Source organism: Nocardia sp. NPDC004711 (assembly GCF_053601595.1).
The window spans coordinates 67,548-84,981 of sequence record NZ_JBSGCB010000037.1 but is presented as its reverse complement, the minus strand read 5'-3'; the positions used below and the strand labels follow the sequence as shown (position 1 = coordinate 84,981).

Sequence of the window (17,434 nt, the reverse complement as noted above, 5' to 3'; positions counted from 1 at the left end):
GACCCCAAACCGCCACTGACGGCGGACACCCGCGGGGGTCGATTCGGTCAGAAAACGACCCGCCAAATATGTTGCAGTACCGCGCATTTGGCGGGTCATTGTGTCCCGAGGTTCGATGCCTAGACAGCCGGGACCGGTTGGTTCGCAAACAAATCGATCAAGGCCCGGCAGGGAAGTCGGGACACTCGTTGCCCGACAGCTATTGCTGTGCAACGGATTCAAGATCGCCAGAAGAGTGGCCCATCTTTCAATGTCACGAATCTGATACTCGCACAGCACATCCGGCGGCCATGCTCATGCCAGGCAGAGACGCCCGCACTCAGTGAAGCACTGATTCTGTTGGGGCACAGTCGATTGCGGATATCTGACAGTTTCGGACGCGTGACCAGAAATTAACGATATTTCGGTCATGAATCCCGCAGGTTCGGCGTAGCGTGCCTTGAACATTCACCGAGGTTCCCGGTCTGAGAGTCTCGGGAGGCAAGCAGGCAAGTACCGCCGATTCCTGGTCGGTCGGTGCCATGAATATGATGGCGGACAATGTGATCGATGATTCGGCATCGGCCCCGACGGCACCGGACACGCAGCCGGCCCATGGTGCGCGGCTGGCCCTGAACGGCGGTGATCCGGTACGGCGCATACCCTGGCCGACCTATGACCGGGGCGCGGTGTGCGTCCATCCCGAGGACGAGGAAGCGGCGCTGCGCGCGATTCGCAGCCATCTCTATTTCCGATACGACCATCGCCCTCCGCATGAGACCGAGTGCGCACGATTCGAGGCGGAACTGTGCCGCTACTTCGGGACCGCACACGCGCTGGCCACCTCGAGCGGTACCACCGCGCTGGCGCTGGCGATCATGGCCTCCGGAGTCGAACCGGGAGACCTGATCGCCTGTCCCGGTTTCACTTTCGCCGCCACACCCAGCGCCATCCTGCTCGCCGGATGCACGCCGTTCCTGGTCGACGCCGACGAGAACCTCCACCTCGACGTGGACGATCTGCGCCGGCGGTGGACACCACGAATCCGGGCGATCGTGGTGGTGCACATGCGTGGCTTCGCCGGGGATATGAGTGCGTTGCTCCGATTCGCGGATGAGCAGGGCGTTCCGGTGTTCGAGGATGCTGTCCCGGCGCTCGGCGCGCAGTTGAACGGACGCAAACTCGGCACCTTCGGCCTGGCGGGCGCATTCAGCACCCAGTCGGACAAGTCGCTCAACAGCGGAGAGGGCGGCTTCCTCATTACCGATGACAGCACCCTGTTCGCCCGCGCCACCGTGCTTTCCGGCGCATACGAGGGCCGGCTGCGGCGGCATTTCGCCGAGGGTCGGTCGCCGCTGGCCACCGATCTGGAGCTGCCGCTGTACAGCTTCCGCATGGACGAGATCCGGGCCGCGCTGCTGCGATCCGAATTGGATCGGCTGCCGAACCGGCTGGCCGCCTTCCGCGAGAATTACGACTATGTCGCCGCGGAGCTGGCCGACCTCGACGGCATTCGAATCCGGCAGCCGGTGGCGCCGGGCGCGTATCTGGGCGAGGCCTTCATCTTCCAGGTCGCCGAGGGTCGCGCGCAGTGGTTCGCGCGTGCGCTGTGCCAGGAGGGTATCGAGGCGCGCAACCTCGGCTCGGACTCCGATCACAATATTCGCGCCTTCTGGAATTGGCGATTCCTGTTCCGCGGCAAGGACACCGCCGCCGTGCAGGCATCCCTGCCCAATGCGACCCGCTACCTGCAACGGGCCGTGGACATTCCGCTGTCCTCGACGCTGTCGCGGGCGGATTGCGATGATCTCGTCGCCGCGGTACGGAAGGTCGCGGCCGCGCTGACCACGACGGAGGTCGACGCGAATTCCTCGTGGGCAGGGCGGCCATGACGGCCTCACCCGACACCGGAACGCTGCCGCGGCTCGCGCTCGCCGAGGTGTTCGGCGGATTGTTCTGCGGCTATCTCGGCTTGTCCGCGGCCATTCCGGCGCTGCCCGACCATGTTCGTGACCGGTTCGGCGCGGGCGATCTGAGCGTGGGGCTCGTGGTGACGGCCACCGCCCTGACCGCGCTGCTCACCCGGCCCGTGTTCGGCGGGCTGGCCGACCGGCACGGCTATCGGCAGGTCATGCGGTTCGGCGCGCTCGCCATCGCGGTCGGCGGGCTGCTGTACTTTCTGCCGCTCGGCCTGTCCGGGCTGATCGGGGTGCGGCTGCTGGTAGGTGTCGGCGAGGCCGCGCTGTTCGTGGCGGGTGCGGCCTGGACCGTCACGCTCGCGCCACACAATCGGCGCGGCCAGCTCATCGGGCTCTACGGGGTAGCCATGTGGGGCGGCATCTCGGCGGGGACGGCGCTCGGTGCGACCCTGCGGCACTTCGGGATCGGGGCGGTGTGGGCGCTGTGCGCGGTCGCGCCGCTCGCCGGACTCGCCCTGATCAGCAGTGCCGGGCCCGAGCCGGAGGTCGCGCGGTCGAGCAGCGGTCGCGGGCTGATGCTGAAGCCCGCGGCGCTGCCCGGTCTGGCCCTGGCCCTCGCCGCGGCGGGCTACGTGGGGCTGGCCGCTTTCATCATCCGCGACCTGCAAGTGCGCGGAATCGGTTCCGGCGCCGTCGTTTTGGCTGTCTTCAGCGCGGTGTACGCGGGTACGCGGCTGGTCATCGGAAAGCTGCCGGACCAGCTCGGACCGCGGCGCGTGGGCACCTGGTCCGGTATCGGCGAGGCGGCCGGGCTGCTGATCGTCGCGTGGTCGCCGAACCTGCCGGTGGCGGTGCTGGGCGTCATCATCATGGGTGTCGGCTTCTCACTGCTGCACCCTTCGCTGGCGTTGATGGTCATGAACAAGGCCGAGAGCTCGAAACAGGGTGCGGCACTGGGGGCTTACACCTCGTTCTGGGATCTGGGGCTGTTCGTCTGGGGCCCGGCGACCGGTGCCATCGCAAGCGGGCTCGGCTATCCCGCCGTGTATCTGGTCGGCGCGGGCTGCGCGTTCACCGCCGCGGTCATGGCCTACACGATTCGGCAACCGGTCACCAACGAGTGAGAGAGGAGGCGGCAGATGAGCAGCGCGCCCCCGGTCAAGGTCCTGTGCGTCACCGGATGGTGCCGCAACGGCAGCACCATCCTCGGCAATATCCTCAATGAGATTCCGGGCGTATTCCACGTCGGGGAACTGCATTTCCTGTGGAAAAATGCCGCCGGGCGCGGCGTCAATGAGCTGTGCGGCTGCGGGCACAAGCTCGTCGACTGCCCGTTCTGGTCCGCCATCCTGCCGGTCGGCAGGCCCGACGGGGCCACTCTGGAAGGCCACGCGGACACGGTGATTCGGCACCAACTCGGCTACGTCCGCACCAGGCACACGTGGCAGGTGCTCGAGCGGGGCCTGCGCAATGAGCCGATTCGCGCGCATGCGGACCTGCTGACCCAGGTCTACCACGCCATTGCCGAACGCAGCCGGTCGCGGTTGATCGTCGACACCTCGAAGATGCCGGGGGAGGCGGCACTGCTGTCGTACCTCGACGGGATCACCCCGTACTACCTGCACCTGGTGCGCGATCCCCGGGCCGTCGCCCAATCATGGAGCAAGCCGAAGGAATACGTGTACGCCATGTCGGCGGGCAAGAGCACCGGTTACTGGAGCGGCTTCAACCTCGCGTCACACGCGATCGGCCGCCGGTATCCGCGGCGGTCACTGTTCCTCCGATATGAGGACTTCATCGCCGATCCGGCGGGGACGGTCGACACGGTGCTGCGACTGTGCGAGATCGATCCGGCGGCCAACCCGATGACCGACCGGACGATCGAGCTGCACGCCAATCACACGGTCACCGGGAACCCGGACCGGTTCAACACCGGCACCACCGTCATCCGACCGACCGACGACTCGTGGCGCCGCGCGCTGCCGAACTCGGGCAAGGCAACGGTGACGGCGCTGTCCTGGCCGCTGGCGATCCGGTACGGGTATCTGATCCCCGGTCGACATGGGAGAGGTTGAGCGACAGTGGATCTGGGGCTGACGGACAAGGTCGCACTCGTCGCGGGCGGATCGAGCGGCATCGGGCTGGCGATCGCCGAGGAGCTGGCCGCCGAGGGCGCGCATGTCGCCATCGGAGCCCGCGACCCGGGACGACTGGCCGCCGCCGAACGCGCGATCACAGCGATGGCACGTGGGCGAGTCCACGCAACACGCGTGGACGTCACCGACCCTGAAGCGGCTCTCCGCTGGGTCGACGAGGTCGCCGCGGAGTTCGGTGGACTCCACATCGTCGCCGTCAGCGGCGGCACACCGCCCACCGGGAACGCGACGGCCTTCGAGGCATCCGCATACCGGGAGGCGGTCGACACGGTCCTGATGCCCGCGGTCCAGCTGGCGTTGGCGGCCTTGCCGCACCTGCGGAATGCGCGGTGGGGCCGCGTACTTCTGGTGGCATCGGAGACCGCGGTGGTCCCCATCGGCGGACTGGCCCTGTCCGGAGTGAGCCGGGCGGCGATCGTGCGGTTCGCGCAGGCCCTCGCCGCGGACGTCGGGCGCGACGGCGTGACCGTCAATGTGCTCGCGCCGAGCGCGACCCGCACTCCGCTGCTGGAACGGGTCCTGGCGCAGGGCTCCGCGGACCGGCTGATCGAGGCGGAGTTGGCCGCCGTCGGCAGCAAGACCGCGGTGGGCCGCATCGCCCAGCCCGACGAAATCGCTGCCCTGGCAGCGTTTTTGGCCAGCGAACGGGCCGGCTACATCACCGGCACCGTCCAGTTGATCGACGGCGGCTCGAGCGTGCTCGGCGCGTCCTCATCGCATTACACCGTTTCCCAGGAGGGGACATGCTGAAGGCAGATTCGATCAAACAGACCCTGGCGCAGGTGGTCGCGGACCGCGAACACGAGCTGTCGCCGGGCCGGATGTTCGTCGAGGCATGCGGGCAGCACGGGCTGGACGCGGCGGTCGAATACGACGTGACAATCACCGATTCCCTGACCAGCTCGCGGCGCAAACCCCGCAATCCGGCCCGCAACATGCTCAAGACCATCGACCTGTCGCGCGATCCACGTCAGTTCTATTGGCACGAGAGCGCACCCGCTCCGGGCGACACCTCCATCGTGGGCGCGGACGTCCGGCGCGAGCTGGCCAGCAGATTCCACAAGTCGCCGATTCCGGAGCTGCTCACCACCACGGCGTGGGTACAGGTCCCGCCGGATTTGTGGAAGGACCCCGACACCTTCGAGAATTTCCTCAACTACCGCCTGATCGTGCGCTTGTGCACCGCCGAGAACCACACCATTATCAGCGGCGCGGGCGGGCTGCTGGGCATGCCCGAGATCGAGCGGATGACCGAGCGGGGACCCTTCACCTCGACAATCCTGCGCGCCTGCAACGAGATCGAGCAGATGGGCGGCACCGCCGACGGCATGATCATCAACCCGGTCGACTACTACCGTGCCATGGGCAGCGGTCGGCTGATGGACGACCTCGAACACAACGGTGTGTTCATCGTCCGCACCAGGCTGGTCGAACCGGGGACCGCCATCGTCGGCGACTTCGGCCACGGCGCACAGCTTTTCGACGCGGGACGTTCGGTGATCCGATTCGCCGAGCCACCCGCGGGCACCTTCACCGAGCCGGGGATCGCGCTGAAGGCCGAGATCTACGAGCGGGTCGTGGTCAATCTGCCGACGAACTTCTTCGTCGTCAGCGTCTAGGTCGCGCTCATGACGCTCGAGGAGGGAACCCCCGTGCGCGAGGACCCGGATGTGGTGGTCATCGGCGGGGGAGTCGTCGGCCTGTTCTGTGCGCAGCAGTTGCGTCGGCGCGGGGCGACTGTCACGGTGCTCGAGCGCGGTGCGCTGGGCGGACCGCAATCGTGCTCGGCCGGTAACACGGGATTCGTCGGCACCCACGGTGCCGCCCCCCTGGCCGAACCCGGCATGCTCGCTACCGCCGTTCCGGGTGCGACGGATCCGGACGCGCCCTGGTACATCGAGCCGCGCCCGGACGCCGAATTGTCGCACTGGCTGCGGCATTTCCGGCGCGCCTGCTCGGCCGAGGCCGCGGCGAACGGATTCCGGGTGCTGATCGGGATGAAGACGCGCAGTCTCGCGATCCTGCTCGAGCTGTGCGCTTCGGAGAACATGGCGGCTCTGTTCGAATCACCGGGCATCGTGTTGGCTTTCAAGACCCCGGCGGGCTTCGACGAGGCGAGCCGGACCGTGGCGCGCACTGTTGCCGGTGGTGTCCCGCTGCGGGTCCTCGGATCCGGTGAGCTCGACGAGCTCGCGCCGAAGACAGCGTTCGATATTCACGGCGCACTGTACAACCCCGAGGGTGCATATCTGCGCGTCCCGGAATTCCTCGTCGAATTCGGCCGGGTTCTGCGCGGTTCGGGCGTAGAGATCCGCGACCACACCGAGGTCACCGGTTTCGGCATCCGGGACCGGAATATCGTGCGGCTCCACACCACTCGCGGGGAGCTACGCCCCGGCAATGTGGTCATCGCGGCGGGCGCATGGAGCGCCGAGTGCGCCCGCATGGCGGGAATGGATCTGCTGCTGCAACCGATCCGAGGCCATAGCCTCACCGTGGCCATGCCGCCCAGCGCGCCCGGCCTGCCGGTGCTGCTGAGCGAGGCCAGAGTGGCGATGGTCCCGCTCGGCGACCGGCTGCGGATCGGCGGACAGCTCGAGCTGACCGGGATGAGCTGCGCGGTCTCCGAACACCGGCTACGGGCGCTGCGGCGCGCCGTGCGCGAATTCCTGCCCGACTTGGAGGAGACATCGATCCTGCAGAGCTGGAGTGGATTGCGGCCGTGCACCCCGGACAGCCTGCCCCTGATCGGTCCCGCCGGTGATCTCCGCAACCTGCTCGTCGCCGCCGGACACGGCCATATCGGCATGGGGCTCGCGCCCGCCGGCGGTGAACTCGTCGGTCAGCTCCTGGCGGGTGAGCAGCCGTTCACCGACCCGATCCCGTTGCGGCCGAATCGTTTCGGCGCACCCACCTGAAACGGCGACGGCATGGCAGACAGAATGGACGTGCGGATCGGTGTCCTGTGTCTCGACACAGCGTTCACCAAGCTCCCCGGCCACATCCGCAATCCGGCGACCTTCGACTTCCCGGTCGTCTACCAGGTCGTCGCCGGTGCGACCCCGCGCCGGGTGGTGAGCGAGGCGGATCCGACCCTGCTCGAGCCGTTCATCGACGCCGCCCGCAAGCTCGAATCCGAAGGCGTGGACGCGATCACCGCCGCCTGCGGATTCCTGGTCCTGTTCCAGCAGCGGCTGGCCGATTCCGTCCGAGTCCCGCTCTACAGCTCGAGCCTCATCCAATTGCCCATGGTCCACCGCATGTTCGCCACCGATCGGACCGTGGGCCTGCTCGTCGCCGACGAACAGGCCCTCACCCGCCGCCACCTGGAAGCCATCGGTGGCGAGTCCGTTCCGATCTGTGTCACCGGAATGGCCAGGCACCCGGAATTTCGCGAGGTCATCCTCGAAGGCCGCCGCGACAACCTCGACGCAGACCGCCTCGGTGCGGAAGTCCTCGAAGAAGTGTCCCAACTGGCCGCCAACAACCCCGACATGGGTGCGCTGGTCATCGAATGCACCGACCTCGTGCCGTACGGTCACGCCATCCAGCAGCTACTGCACATCCCGGTCTTCGACATCGTGACCCTCACCAACATGGTCCACCACACCCTGTCCCACATGCCCTTCCGCATCGGGGAGCGCGGCAACGGTTAGGACGGTGTCACGGCCGCAGCGGCGACGATACCGGCCGACACGAACGTCGTGTTCAGGCTCGCTCGACCAGAGTTCCGGCTGCCGTCGAAACTATCGGGAGGACATTGGATTTCGTCATCTACCCGTCCGGTCAGCGCCATCGTGAGTCGCGGCTCGCGGTTGGCGGTGAACAGACGGCACCAACAAATGGTCGACGAATGAGGAAGAGCGAGTTCCCTTGTCAAGTCTGGGAACTCGCTCTCTCGTTGTGTCCGGAGGGGGACTTGAACCCCCACGCCCTAATACGGGCACTAGCACCTCAAGCTAGCGCGTCTGCCATTCCGCCACCCGGACCGGTGATGCTGCACAAGATTAGCGGAGAGGCTGGCGGAAACGGAAATCGGGGCTGGGCCAGGCGAAATGAGGTGCGCGGGGGGAGGTTTGGGGACTAGCGGAGGATGCCTGCCAGGTTGGCGTTCTTGATGGGGGTGTCCTTGTTGGCCTGGACCTGGCAGAGGCCCTGGACGGCGGCCATGGACAGGTCGACCTGGGTGCCGGCGGGCTCGTGGTCGTTGCCGGTCTGCTGCTTGATGAACTTGGTGATGGTGACGCGCTGGGTGTCCGCGTTCTGGGCAAGGTAGTCGCTGCACTTGGTGTCGCCGCCCTTGTTGAGGGCCTTCTCGACATCCGAGCAGCCCGAGAGCAGGGCTACGGCCAGTGCGGCGGCCGCCACGGCCGTCCATCGCGCGGTGTTCATCATGCGTTCCTCGTCGGTCGTGCGCGGCGGTATCGGCCGCGCGATCGACCGCCACTGTAGATGGGTGCGACCGTTCGGCAATCGGGGTCGGACCCGGAGATTCGATCCGAATCGCTGTGATTTGCATCACATTTCCCCGCACATCGAGGGGGGGAGACCTGGCATGGTAGGGACATGTCCCTGGCCTCCACCGAAACAATTCGGATCCTCGGCGCCCGCGAGCACAATCTGCGCAACGTCTCCATCGACATTCCCAAGAACAAGATCACCGTGTTCACCGGAGTCTCCGGATCCGGCAAGTCCTCCATTGTTTTCGACACCATCGCCATCGAATCCCAGCGGCAGCTCTACGCCACCTTCCCGGCCTTCGTCCTGAACTTCCTGCCGCGCTACGAACGCCCGCACGCCGAGGCCATCGAGAACCTCACCGCGCCGGTCATCATCGATCAGAAGGCGGTCGGTGGCGGGCCGCGGTCCACGGTCGGCACCATGACCGACATCTACGCCCTGATCCGAGCCCTGTTCGCGCGCTTCGGTTCTCCGTCCACGGGATTGGTCTACGACTACTCCTTCAACACCCCGCAGGGCATGTGCACCGAGTGCGACGGACTCGGTGTGGCCATCACCGCCGACCCGGGCAAACTCGTGGACCGCGCCAAATCGCTCAACGAGGGCGCACTACTGGTGCCGGGCTACACCGTCGGCAGCGGCGATTGGCAGCTGTATGCCAACTCCGGCCGATTCGACCCGGACAAGAAACTCGCCGACTACGACGACGCGGAATGGCACGATCTGCTACACGGCGCCGGCGGCAGAGTGGAATTGTCTTTCGCGAAAGGCACGTGGAAAGCCAATTACGAAGGCCTGGTCGACAAATTCACCCGCACCCGGCTCAAGCGCGACACCTCGGGGCTGTCGGAGAAGACCCGCGAGCAGATCCAGCGCTTCCTCACCGAGGGCGTCTGCCCGGCCTGCGACGGGGCGCGACTGAATCCGAAGGCCTTGGCCACCGCCATCCATGGACGCAATATCGCCGACTGGGCGCGGCTGCAGATCACCGATCTCATCGAGGTCCTCGGTGAGATCGACGACCCGGCCGCCGTCCCGCTGGCCGCGGCCACCCGGGTCGCGCTCGAACGCGTCGCCGCCATCGGGCTGGGCTACCTGAGCCTGGACCGCGCCACCTCGACCCTGTCCGGCGGCGAGGGCCAGCGCCTGAAGATGATCAAGCACCTGGGCAGCACGCTCGTCGGGATGACCTACATCTTCGACGAACCCAGCGTCGGCCTGCACCCGCGCGATGTCGGCCGGCTCAACCACATGCTGGAGGCGCTGCGGGACAAGGGCAATACCGTGCTGGTCGTCGAGCACGATCCGGATGTCATCCAGATCGCCGACCACATCGTGGATGTCGGTCCGCGCGCGGGCGTCCACGGCGGCGAGGTCGTCTTCACCGGCAGTTTCGCCGAGTTGCGGCAGGCCGATACCCCCACCGGTTCGGGATTGCGCCGCGCCTTCCGGGTCAAGGAGAACTTCCGGTCCGCGACGGGCGTACTGACGGTGGCGAATGCCAACGCGCACAACCTGAAAGATGTCACCGTCGCCATTCCGACCGGCATCCTGACCGCCATCACCGGTGTCGCCGGCTCGGGCAAGAGCAGCCTCATACGCGACGAGTTCCTGGTCCGTTACCCGGAATCGGTCTTCGTGGACCAGTCCGCCATCGCCGCGTCCTCCCGGTCCACGCCCGCCACCTACCTCGGGCTCATGGATCCGATCCGCAAGCTGTTCGCCAAGGCGACCGGCGAACCGGCCGGTCTGTTCAGCTTCAACTCCGACGGCGCCTGCACCGAATGCGGCGGCCGCGGCGTCATCATCACCGAGATCGCCTACATGGACCCGGTCACCACCCACTGTGAATCCTGTGACGGGCGGCGGTTTTCCGATCGGGTCCTCGCACTCACCCTGCGCGGCAAGTCGATTGCCGACGTCCTCGAGCTCTCCGCCGAGGCGGCCGGGCAGTTCTTCCCCGAGAGGACACTGAATGCCAAGTTGCGCACCATGAACGAGGTCGGCCTGGACTACCTGAGCCTGGGCCAGGCCATGAGCACCCTCTCCGGCGGCGAACGCCAGCGCATCAAACTCGCGACGCAGCTGCAGAACACCGGCACGGTCTACGTCCTCGACGAGCCCACGACCGGCCTGCACATGTCCGATGTCGACACCCTGCTCACGCTCATGGACAACCTGGTCGAGCGCGGGAACACGGTCGTGGTCATCGAGCACAACCTGGACGTGGTCGCACACGCGGACTGGGTCATCGACCTCGGACCCGACGGCGGCAAGAACGGCGGCGAGGTCGTATTCACCGGTACTCCTGCCGAACTGCTCAGCGACCCGGTCTCGCTGACGGGGGAGTACCTGCGCCGCTACAAGTCCGCCTGACGAAGAGCGTCACGGGTACCGATCGTCCGCGGTACTGGCCGCCCGCCACGCCCTGGCTTCATAGGGATTGCCGCGGCGATTGAGGAGTTCGGCGAGACCGGCCATGGCCCGGGGGTCGCCCTGGGCCGCGGCGGCGCGCCACCAGTGCTCGGCCTCGGTGAAATCGCCCCGGCGATAACGGAAGACGCCGAGGTCGTAGGCGGCGCCCGGATGACCGAATTCGGCTGCCTGCGTCCATAGTTGGCAGGCCTGCTCCTCGTCGCCGCGACGCTGCATGGCCACGCCCAGCTCGTAGAGCGCGTTCTGGAAGCGGCTGGCATCGGTGGGCGGAGCCGGGAGCGGCGGGGTGGAACTGATGGTGAGCTCCACGACCAGTTCGCCGAAGTCGGGCGCGCCGACGCCGGTGCTGCAGTGCAGGACCGTCACGGCGGGCTCGCGGGCGATGAGGATGCCGTAGTTACCCGTCCAGGAGACGGTGGACTCGGTGTCGTCCACCCAGACGGGGGTGAGGGTGAGGGCGGCATCGGTCTCGGCAGGGCACACCTGTAGCTCGATGCCGCCCGACATGGCATCACTCCAGACGTCAACCCCCCTGAGCCGGCGGCCTTCCAGCAACACATGTCCGCCCTCCACGGCGAGTCCGATGCCCAGGCTGCGCACGCCGGGGCGTGGGGCGGCGCTGCGCAGGGTCAGCCGGACCGTGGTGGGGGAGCCGCCGAGACCCTCCGAGTGCAGGGGGTAGACCTGCGCGCCGTTCCAGGTCACGGGGTCTGCGCTGACGTATCGGTCCGCCAGTGTTGGTTCGGTCGTGCCCGGCTCGGCGTACGAATACGACCCCTTCATCTGCCCCGCCTTCCGCCGGTGCCCGGTGATATTCGGGGCTACGGTAGTACCGATGCCACCTTCTGCGTCCCGGATTTGCCAGCTCCACGATCCAGCAAACTCCTGGTCGCATGACCGGCATCTTTCCGGGCGTCGACCGGTGCCCGGTGTACTGATTTCGCCGGTCGATCGACGTGGCGGCCACGTCCACGCGGTGTGTCGTACTTGCGGAGGGCCCGGTGTCATGTTGAATCGTCGGCGACGTACCAGCGAACGAGTGAAAGGTAAGGACATATGGCTCTGCCCACCATGACCCCCGAACAACGCTCCGAGGCGCTGGCGAAGGCCGCGGCGGTTCGTAAGGCCCGCTCGGAACTCATCGCGCAGGTCAAGAAGGGGTCGGTCAGCCTCGCCGAGGTGCTCAAGCGCGCGGACAAGGAGGACCTGGTCAAGAAGACGAAGGTGGCGGCGGTCATCAAGGCGCTCCCGGGCATCGGCCCGGTCAAGGCGGCCAAGCTGATGGACGAGGCCGAGATCCCCGCGGACCGCCGAATCGGCGGCCTGGGTTCCCGGCAGCGTGCCGCGCTGCTGGAGGCGCTGAAGGCTTGAGATCGGGGGGTGGCCTGCCGGGTCGCGAACCGGCCCGGCGGCGACCACTCCCACCGCCTCCGAATCCTCGGTGAACTCGCAGGACATCGACCGATTTGGTCCAGGCGGTCCGATCCGATAACCTTGCTGAGCACCACCGGTCCGGGTGGCGGAATGGCAGACGCGCTAGCTTGAGGTGCTAGTGCCCGTATTAGGGCGTGGGGGTTCAAGTCCCCCTCCGGACACAGTCAGTAGGCCTACGGGCGGTTTTGGAGCAGTATCCACCAAAACCGCCCTTTTTCATGGCTACAGCCCGCCGAGGCATCGGCCATCTGCCGGATCTTCTCCCGGCTCATCCTGTGTTCCGCAACAGATCTCGCCTCGATCGCGGTGATTTGGGCTGGTACCCAGGTCCGGCCTCCGCACCGCGATCGAACCCCGAACTGAAACGCCTCTCACAAAGTGGCGAATTCCGTACTGCGCCTGCCGAGTTCGGTGATCACCGTATCGGACTCGGGTCATCCGGGCGTGCGTGGCGTCGGCGAGATGGAACACGTGTTGACAGCGCGATCGCGAGCCTCATAAACTCGATATAGATTCGAATTCGAGAAAGACTGGCCTGGTTAGGGCCCGGATTCATCGCCGAGGTCACCGGAACGAAGTTGGCGTCCACGGCGGCGGAGATATGTCGACCACCGGCCCGTTGAGGGCGTGGCGGGTAGTTGTGCGCCGCAGGCAGTTCACAAACACCACGACACCGGGGTGGTCAAACCAATCGAGACTCAGGAGTTGATATGACTGCGCACGAAGAGACCGCAGAGGTAGTTGTCGTCGGCGCCGGGATGGCGGGATTGATGGCAGCGACCACGCTGGCGCCGAGGACCGATGTGGTTGTCCTCGAGTCCACCGATCGCACGGGCGGACGAGTCGACACCGTCCGTAAGGGCGACTACTGGATCAATGTCGGCACTCAGTTCACCGAAGGCACCGGCACACTGATCGATGCCCTGAACAAGCACGGCATCGAGATGGGTTCGCTCGCAGGCAAAAGCGTCGCGCTGTACCTCAATGGCGGGCTGGTCGACACCGCGAATCCCCTCGCGCTCATGTTCCGCACGAAGATGACGATGATGGACCGTCTCGGCATGGCCATCGTCGGTGCGCGCATTCTCGCCGTCATGCCGTTCCTGGAGTCGCAGAGCCGAATCGCGCAACGGGTTCGCGCCAAGCTCGACACCAAGCTGGCCTCGTATCTACTCCAGGGCGTCCGCTCCGAGCTGGCCGGCGAGGTCGTCCGGTCGTGGTCGGCGCAATGGATGGGATGCGAGGCGGAGGAAACGGCCGCGACCCAGTTCGTCACGTCCGTCGCTATCGCGTTGGCCGACCCGGAGAAAATTCCGAACTTCTCGCTGCCGGTCGGTGGCAACCAGACCTTGACCGACGTACTGACCGAAGACCTCGGCAGTCGGATCCGGTTGAACTCGGTCGTGCGATCGGTACGCCAGGACGGCGACGGTGTCGTCGTCGACTACCTCGATGGTGACCGGCCGGCGAGGATTCGGGCCGAGCGGGCGATCGTGACCGCGCCCGGCGACATTGCCGAGCGGATCATTCCAGACCTCCCGCAGCGGTACCGCGTCGCTTTCAACGACATCACCTACGGCCGTTACGTAGTGGTCGGCTTCTTCACCGAGGAAATGGGGCCGCAGCGCTGGGACGATTTCTTCGGTGTCTCGACGCCGCAGTTGTCGTTCCAAGCGATGTTCAACCACGCCGCGGCGATGCGCAAAGGTGGCGATCGAAAGCCAGGCGGAGCACTGGCCTGTTTCGCCGGCGGGGCTCAGGCCGACGCACTGCTGGACCTGCCCGACGAGGAAATCCTGTCGCGATTCACGAAGGACCTGCTCACCGTATTCCCCGAGCTGGACGGGAAGCTGGGCGACGGCGTTGTGCGGAAGCACCATCGGGTCGTCCCGTTCTGGGCGCCCGGCCGGAGGAACTCGCTTCCGACGTTGCGGGATCCGTTCGGATCGATCTACCTCGCGGGCGATTATCAGCTCGATCTGCCGTCGCTCGCCGACGCGGCCGCGTCGGGTGAGCGAGCGGGGAAGGCCGTACTGGCGAGCCTGAGCCGGCGACGATAGCCGAGGCCGCGATCGAGAGAACACTGGGACATTCCGGACGCTACCGCGGCCATACCGCACTCGTCGGTCACCCGCCGGCCGGCCGGGTTCCCAACCTCTCGGGTCGGTACACCTAGGTCGTCACGGCTGTCACCGCCGCCAGCGCGGCGGCGGTGAACACCCGGTACCCGCGGCCGGGGTCGAGGCCGTGGATCTCCTTGGTGTCCAGGGCGTCCATGAAGTCGAGGATGTCCGTGCTGAATTCCTGACCGGGGACCAGCACCGGGAATCCCGGCGGATACGGGGTGACGAAGGTGGCCGATACCACCGGCTGCCCGGCGCCGAGCCGTTCGCGGACCTGGTCGGCGGGCAGATACTCGCATCGGTCGTCGTCGTAGGCCAGGTAGAACGCGGTGCGCATGTCCCCGTCCGGCGCTGCCCCGCCGGGGTCGGTCCGGAAGGCGTCGTGGAATCGGGAGAAGTTCGGCAGCGGCGGATGTTCGTGGGTGAGCGCGTGCACGCGGCGTTCGAATTCCTGCCCGGCCGCCGGGCCCCGCTGGCTCGCCTCGTCCTCCAGCCCCTCCGCGATACCCACCAGGGCGCGCAGCAGATACGCGACGGATGTTCTGGTGGTGCCGATGTTCGTCATGGCCAGCACGGTGTTGCGGGTCGTCTTGTTGACCTGGACACCCCAGCGATCCATCAGCTGGTCGTGTTTGAAAGTGTCCCCGTCGATCCCGGTCGCCCCGATCTCGAGGGTGAGCCGGCACGGGTCGAGCACGAATTCGTCGGTGTGCCAAGCCTCGTCCATCGCCACCGGGCCGGCGTGCAGCGGGCAGCCGCGGCTGCGCCGGTACCGGTCCGGGATCAGGTTCTCGCTGCCCAGCACACGGAAGTACTTCGACAGCAGCGGATGTTCGGCGATGCGGTCCCGCAGGGTCATCGCCAGCTCCACCTGCCGCGCGACCAGCTCGAAGCCCTCGAGTTCGACCTGCCGGCGCCCCACGTCCAGCGACGCCAGGATCTGGTAGTTCGGTGAGGTCGAGGTGTGCGTCATGTACGCCTCGCGGAAGGCGCCCTCGGCGCGCCCGGCGAAGTCGTGGTCGAACACGTGGATCATCGACCCCTGCCGCAACGCGGTCAGCGTCTTGTGGGTGGACTGGGTGGCGTAGACGCGAATGCGCACGCGGTCGGGGTCCGGCAGCAGTGGTTCGTGCACCAGATCGTCGTGCGAGCGGCCGGCGAGTTCGGCACTGCGGCTGTCGAATTCGGCCCGGTACTCCGGGGTCCGGAAGCGCTGCGCGAGCTTGGCCGCGACGTTCATCGCCGTCCGCCGCCGGTACACCGGATGGAATCGGGCGAACGCGAACCAGGCCTCGTCCCAGAGGAAGACCAGATCCGGCTTGATGGCCAGGCATTCGGTCATGACCCGTTCGACGTCGTAGACCACGCCGTCGAACGTGCAGTTGGTCAGGGAGATCATCCGCACCTGATCGAGGCGGCCCGCGGCGCGGTACGTCAGCAGGGTCCGCTTGATGTCGGCCAGCGGAATCGCGCCGTACATGGAGTACCGGTCGAGTGTGTAGCTGTCCAGGTAGGCCACCCGGGACCCGGCCAGCACCTGGGCGTAGTGGTGCGATTTGTGGCAGTTGCGGTCGACCAGCACCACATCCCCGGGCGCCACCAGGGCCTGGGTGACGATCTTGTTGGCGGTCGAGGTGCCGTTGGTGACGAAGTAGGTCCGGCGCGCCCCGAACGCCCGCGCCGCCAGTTCCTGCGCCTCCCGGATCGGGCCGTGCGGTTCCAGCAGCGAATCGAGACCACCGGCGGTGGACGAGGTCTCGGCCAGGAAGATGTTCAGCCCGTAGAACTCGCCCATATCCCGGATCCACCGCGAGTTCACCACCGAGTTGCCGCGCGAGATCGGCATGGCATGGAAGACGCCGGTCGGTTTTCGCGCGTAGGCGGTCAGCGCGGAGAAGAACGGGGTCCGCCGGCGCCGCGCCACCCCGCGCAGGATCGTCAGATGCAGATCCAGCACATCCTCCTGCAGCAGGAACACCGAGTCGAAGTGCTGCCCGAGCTGCGCGGCCAGCAGTTCGATCGATGCGTTGTCGACCAGGTAGAGGTCGAGTTCCGGTCGCAGGGAACGCAATTCGCGCGCGACCGACGAGACCCGGGCCGCGGTGTCGAGCCGGTCGAAACCCGCGAGCTGGACCGGTGAGACGAGGCGGTCCAGCAGGGAGCGATCGCGCATCGACCGGGTCCGGAAGTCGGAGCGGACGACGACGGCTTGGATCCCCGGATTCACCAGGGCCGCCACCACCGCGTCCTCCACGCTGGGCGCGACCACGACGTCGTAGACGGCCTCGTCCTCCGGCCGGCGGATGGCTCGGATCTCTTCGCGCAGCCGCTGATCCTCGCTGTCGGACAGATCGGCGACCACCAGAATGTCGAAGTGCGGCCGGGGGTCGGTGGCCGCCGCCCCCTCGCCCAGCACGGCGGGCGGCCGGTCGCCGACGTTCGCCGCGGCCGCGAGCGACGCGCCGCCGACGAGCCCCCGGCCGATGGTCTCGGCCAGCCGGGTCAGTTCGGCGTACGCCCCCGTGCCGGCCAGCTCGTGCGCCCGCGCCACCAGCCGGCCGCCGGGGTAACTGTGGTACGGCTCGAGCAGGTCGGTGTCGGCGAGGTAGCGCTCCAGTTCCGCCACCTCGGTACCCGCATCCGGGCCGAGCGCCGCCAGCCGCCGCGCGGTATCGGCGATGTGCCACCAGATGTCGTTCCGCAACTGCGCGACACTGTTGTACGCCGACAGCTCCCGCCCGGAATCGCTGTCGGCGCGGTCGGCCTCCGTGCTCACCACCGCGCCCGATGGGCGGATCCGGGTGCAGACCCCGCCCGGCGGGCGTGACGCTCAACCGCATTCCGCATCCGATCGCCACGCCCGGTGCCCGGGCAGGCGCTGGGAGGCATTGTCATCAGCGTTTCCTTCCGCTGCGGCATCGGCCGG

General features: G+C 67.2%; 13 protein-coding genes and 2 tRNA genes. 11 read left to right on the top strand and 4 right to left on the bottom strand.

Translation table 11 applies throughout. The features are described from left to right. The first annotated feature begins 521 nt into the window (after positions 1-521). The 7 genes from ACWEKS_RS32330 to ACWEKS_RS32300 are packed head-to-tail and all read left to right on the top strand — an operon-like array spanning position 522 to position 7,710. The gene (locus tag ACWEKS_RS32330; RefSeq protein WP_452343594.1) at positions 522-1,871 is read left to right on the top strand and encodes a DegT/DnrJ/EryC1/StrS family aminotransferase; all 1,350 of its coding nucleotides are present in this window, start codon (positions 522-524) and stop codon (positions 1,869-1,871) included. After that, the gene (locus ACWEKS_RS32325; RefSeq protein ID WP_452343593.1) at positions 1,868-3,022 is read left to right on the top strand and encodes an MFS transporter; all 1,155 of its coding nucleotides are present in this window, start codon (positions 1,868-1,870) and stop codon (positions 3,020-3,022) included. Before ACWEKS_RS32330 ends, ACWEKS_RS32325 begins: the two co-directional genes overlap by 4 nt. A gap of 15 nt (positions 3,023-3,037) precedes the next feature. After that, the gene (locus ACWEKS_RS32320; protein WP_452343592.1) at positions 3,038-3,973 is read left to right on the top strand and encodes a sulfotransferase; all 936 of its coding nucleotides are present in this window, start codon (positions 3,038-3,040) and stop codon (positions 3,971-3,973) included. 6 nt (positions 3,974-3,979) lie between these two features. Beyond that, complete coding sequence (locus ACWEKS_RS32315) at positions 3,980-4,804, top strand: SDR family NAD(P)-dependent oxidoreductase (RefSeq protein ID WP_452343591.1); 825 nt, start codon at positions 3,980-3,982, stop codon at positions 4,802-4,804. Next, on the top strand, positions 4,798-5,673 hold the full coding sequence (locus ACWEKS_RS32310) for a family 3 encapsulin nanocompartment shell protein (protein WP_452343590.1): 876 nt from the start codon (positions 4,798-4,800) through the stop codon (positions 5,671-5,673). The genes ACWEKS_RS32315 and ACWEKS_RS32310 overlap by 7 nt, the downstream gene beginning before the upstream one ends. Positions 5,674-5,682: 9 nt before the next feature. After that, positions 5,683-6,972 carry an NAD(P)/FAD-dependent oxidoreductase gene (locus tag ACWEKS_RS32305; protein ID WP_452343589.1) on the top strand — a complete coding sequence of 430 codons (1,290 nt, stop codon included), beginning with the start codon at positions 5,683-5,685 and terminating at the stop codon, positions 6,970-6,972. A 12-nt stretch (positions 6,973-6,984) separates the two neighbouring features. Further along, entirely contained in the window at positions 6,985-7,710 is a 726-nt protein-coding gene (locus ACWEKS_RS32300) for an aspartate/glutamate racemase family protein (RefSeq protein ID WP_452343588.1), read from the top strand. Between the two features lie 248 nt (positions 7,711-7,958). Here ACWEKS_RS32300 and ACWEKS_RS32295 read toward each other — a convergent pair. Both ACWEKS_RS32295 and ACWEKS_RS32290 read right to left on the bottom strand, forming a co-directional pair. Beyond that, positions 7,959-8,043 (bottom strand) — tRNA-Leu (locus ACWEKS_RS32295). 94 nt (positions 8,044-8,137) lie between these two features. Further along, a complete protein-coding gene (locus ACWEKS_RS32290; protein WP_452343587.1) occupies positions 8,138-8,449 on the bottom strand; it encodes a hypothetical protein in 312 nt (103 codons plus the stop codon). Between the two features lie 171 nt (positions 8,450-8,620). On the opposite strand from ACWEKS_RS32290, the gene ACWEKS_RS32285 reads away from it, so the two are divergent. After that, positions 8,621-10,891, top strand: coding sequence for an ATP-binding cassette domain-containing protein (locus tag ACWEKS_RS32285; protein ID WP_452343586.1), 2,271 nt, complete (start codon positions 8,621-8,623; stop codon positions 10,889-10,891). A 9-nt stretch (positions 10,892-10,900) separates the two neighbouring features. Here the strand turns inward: ACWEKS_RS32285 and ACWEKS_RS32280 are convergent, their stop codons facing one another. Beyond that, positions 10,901-11,734: a tetratricopeptide repeat protein gene (locus tag ACWEKS_RS32280; protein ID WP_452343585.1), complete on the bottom strand. Its 834-nt coding sequence runs from the start codon at positions 11,732-11,734 to the stop codon at positions 10,901-10,903. Between the two features lie 273 nt (positions 11,735-12,007). Here ACWEKS_RS32280 and mihF point away from each other — a divergent pair, with 273 nt between their 5' ends. The 3 genes from mihF (at position 12,008) to ACWEKS_RS32265 (ending at position 14,445) form a co-directional block, all read left to right on the top strand. Then, on the top strand, positions 12,008-12,322 hold the full coding sequence (mihF, locus tag ACWEKS_RS32275; RefSeq protein WP_354832585.1) for an integration host factor, actinobacterial type: 315 nt from the start codon (positions 12,008-12,010) through the stop codon (positions 12,320-12,322). A 139-nt stretch (positions 12,323-12,461) separates the two neighbouring features. Next, positions 12,462-12,546 (top strand) — tRNA-Leu (locus tag ACWEKS_RS32270). 549 nt (positions 12,547-13,095) lie between these two features. Further along, positions 13,096-14,445, top strand: coding sequence for a flavin monoamine oxidase family protein (locus ACWEKS_RS32265; RefSeq protein ID WP_452343584.1), 1,350 nt, complete (start codon positions 13,096-13,098; stop codon positions 14,443-14,445). A gap of 112 nt (positions 14,446-14,557) precedes the next feature. On the opposite strand, the gene ACWEKS_RS32260 is transcribed toward ACWEKS_RS32265, so the two are convergent. Beyond that, positions 14,558-17,284: an aminotransferase class I/II-fold pyridoxal phosphate-dependent enzyme gene (locus ACWEKS_RS32260; protein ID WP_452343583.1), complete on the bottom strand. Its 2,727-nt coding sequence runs from the start codon at positions 17,282-17,284 to the stop codon at positions 14,558-14,560. Positions 17,285-17,434 lie beyond the last annotated feature (150 nt).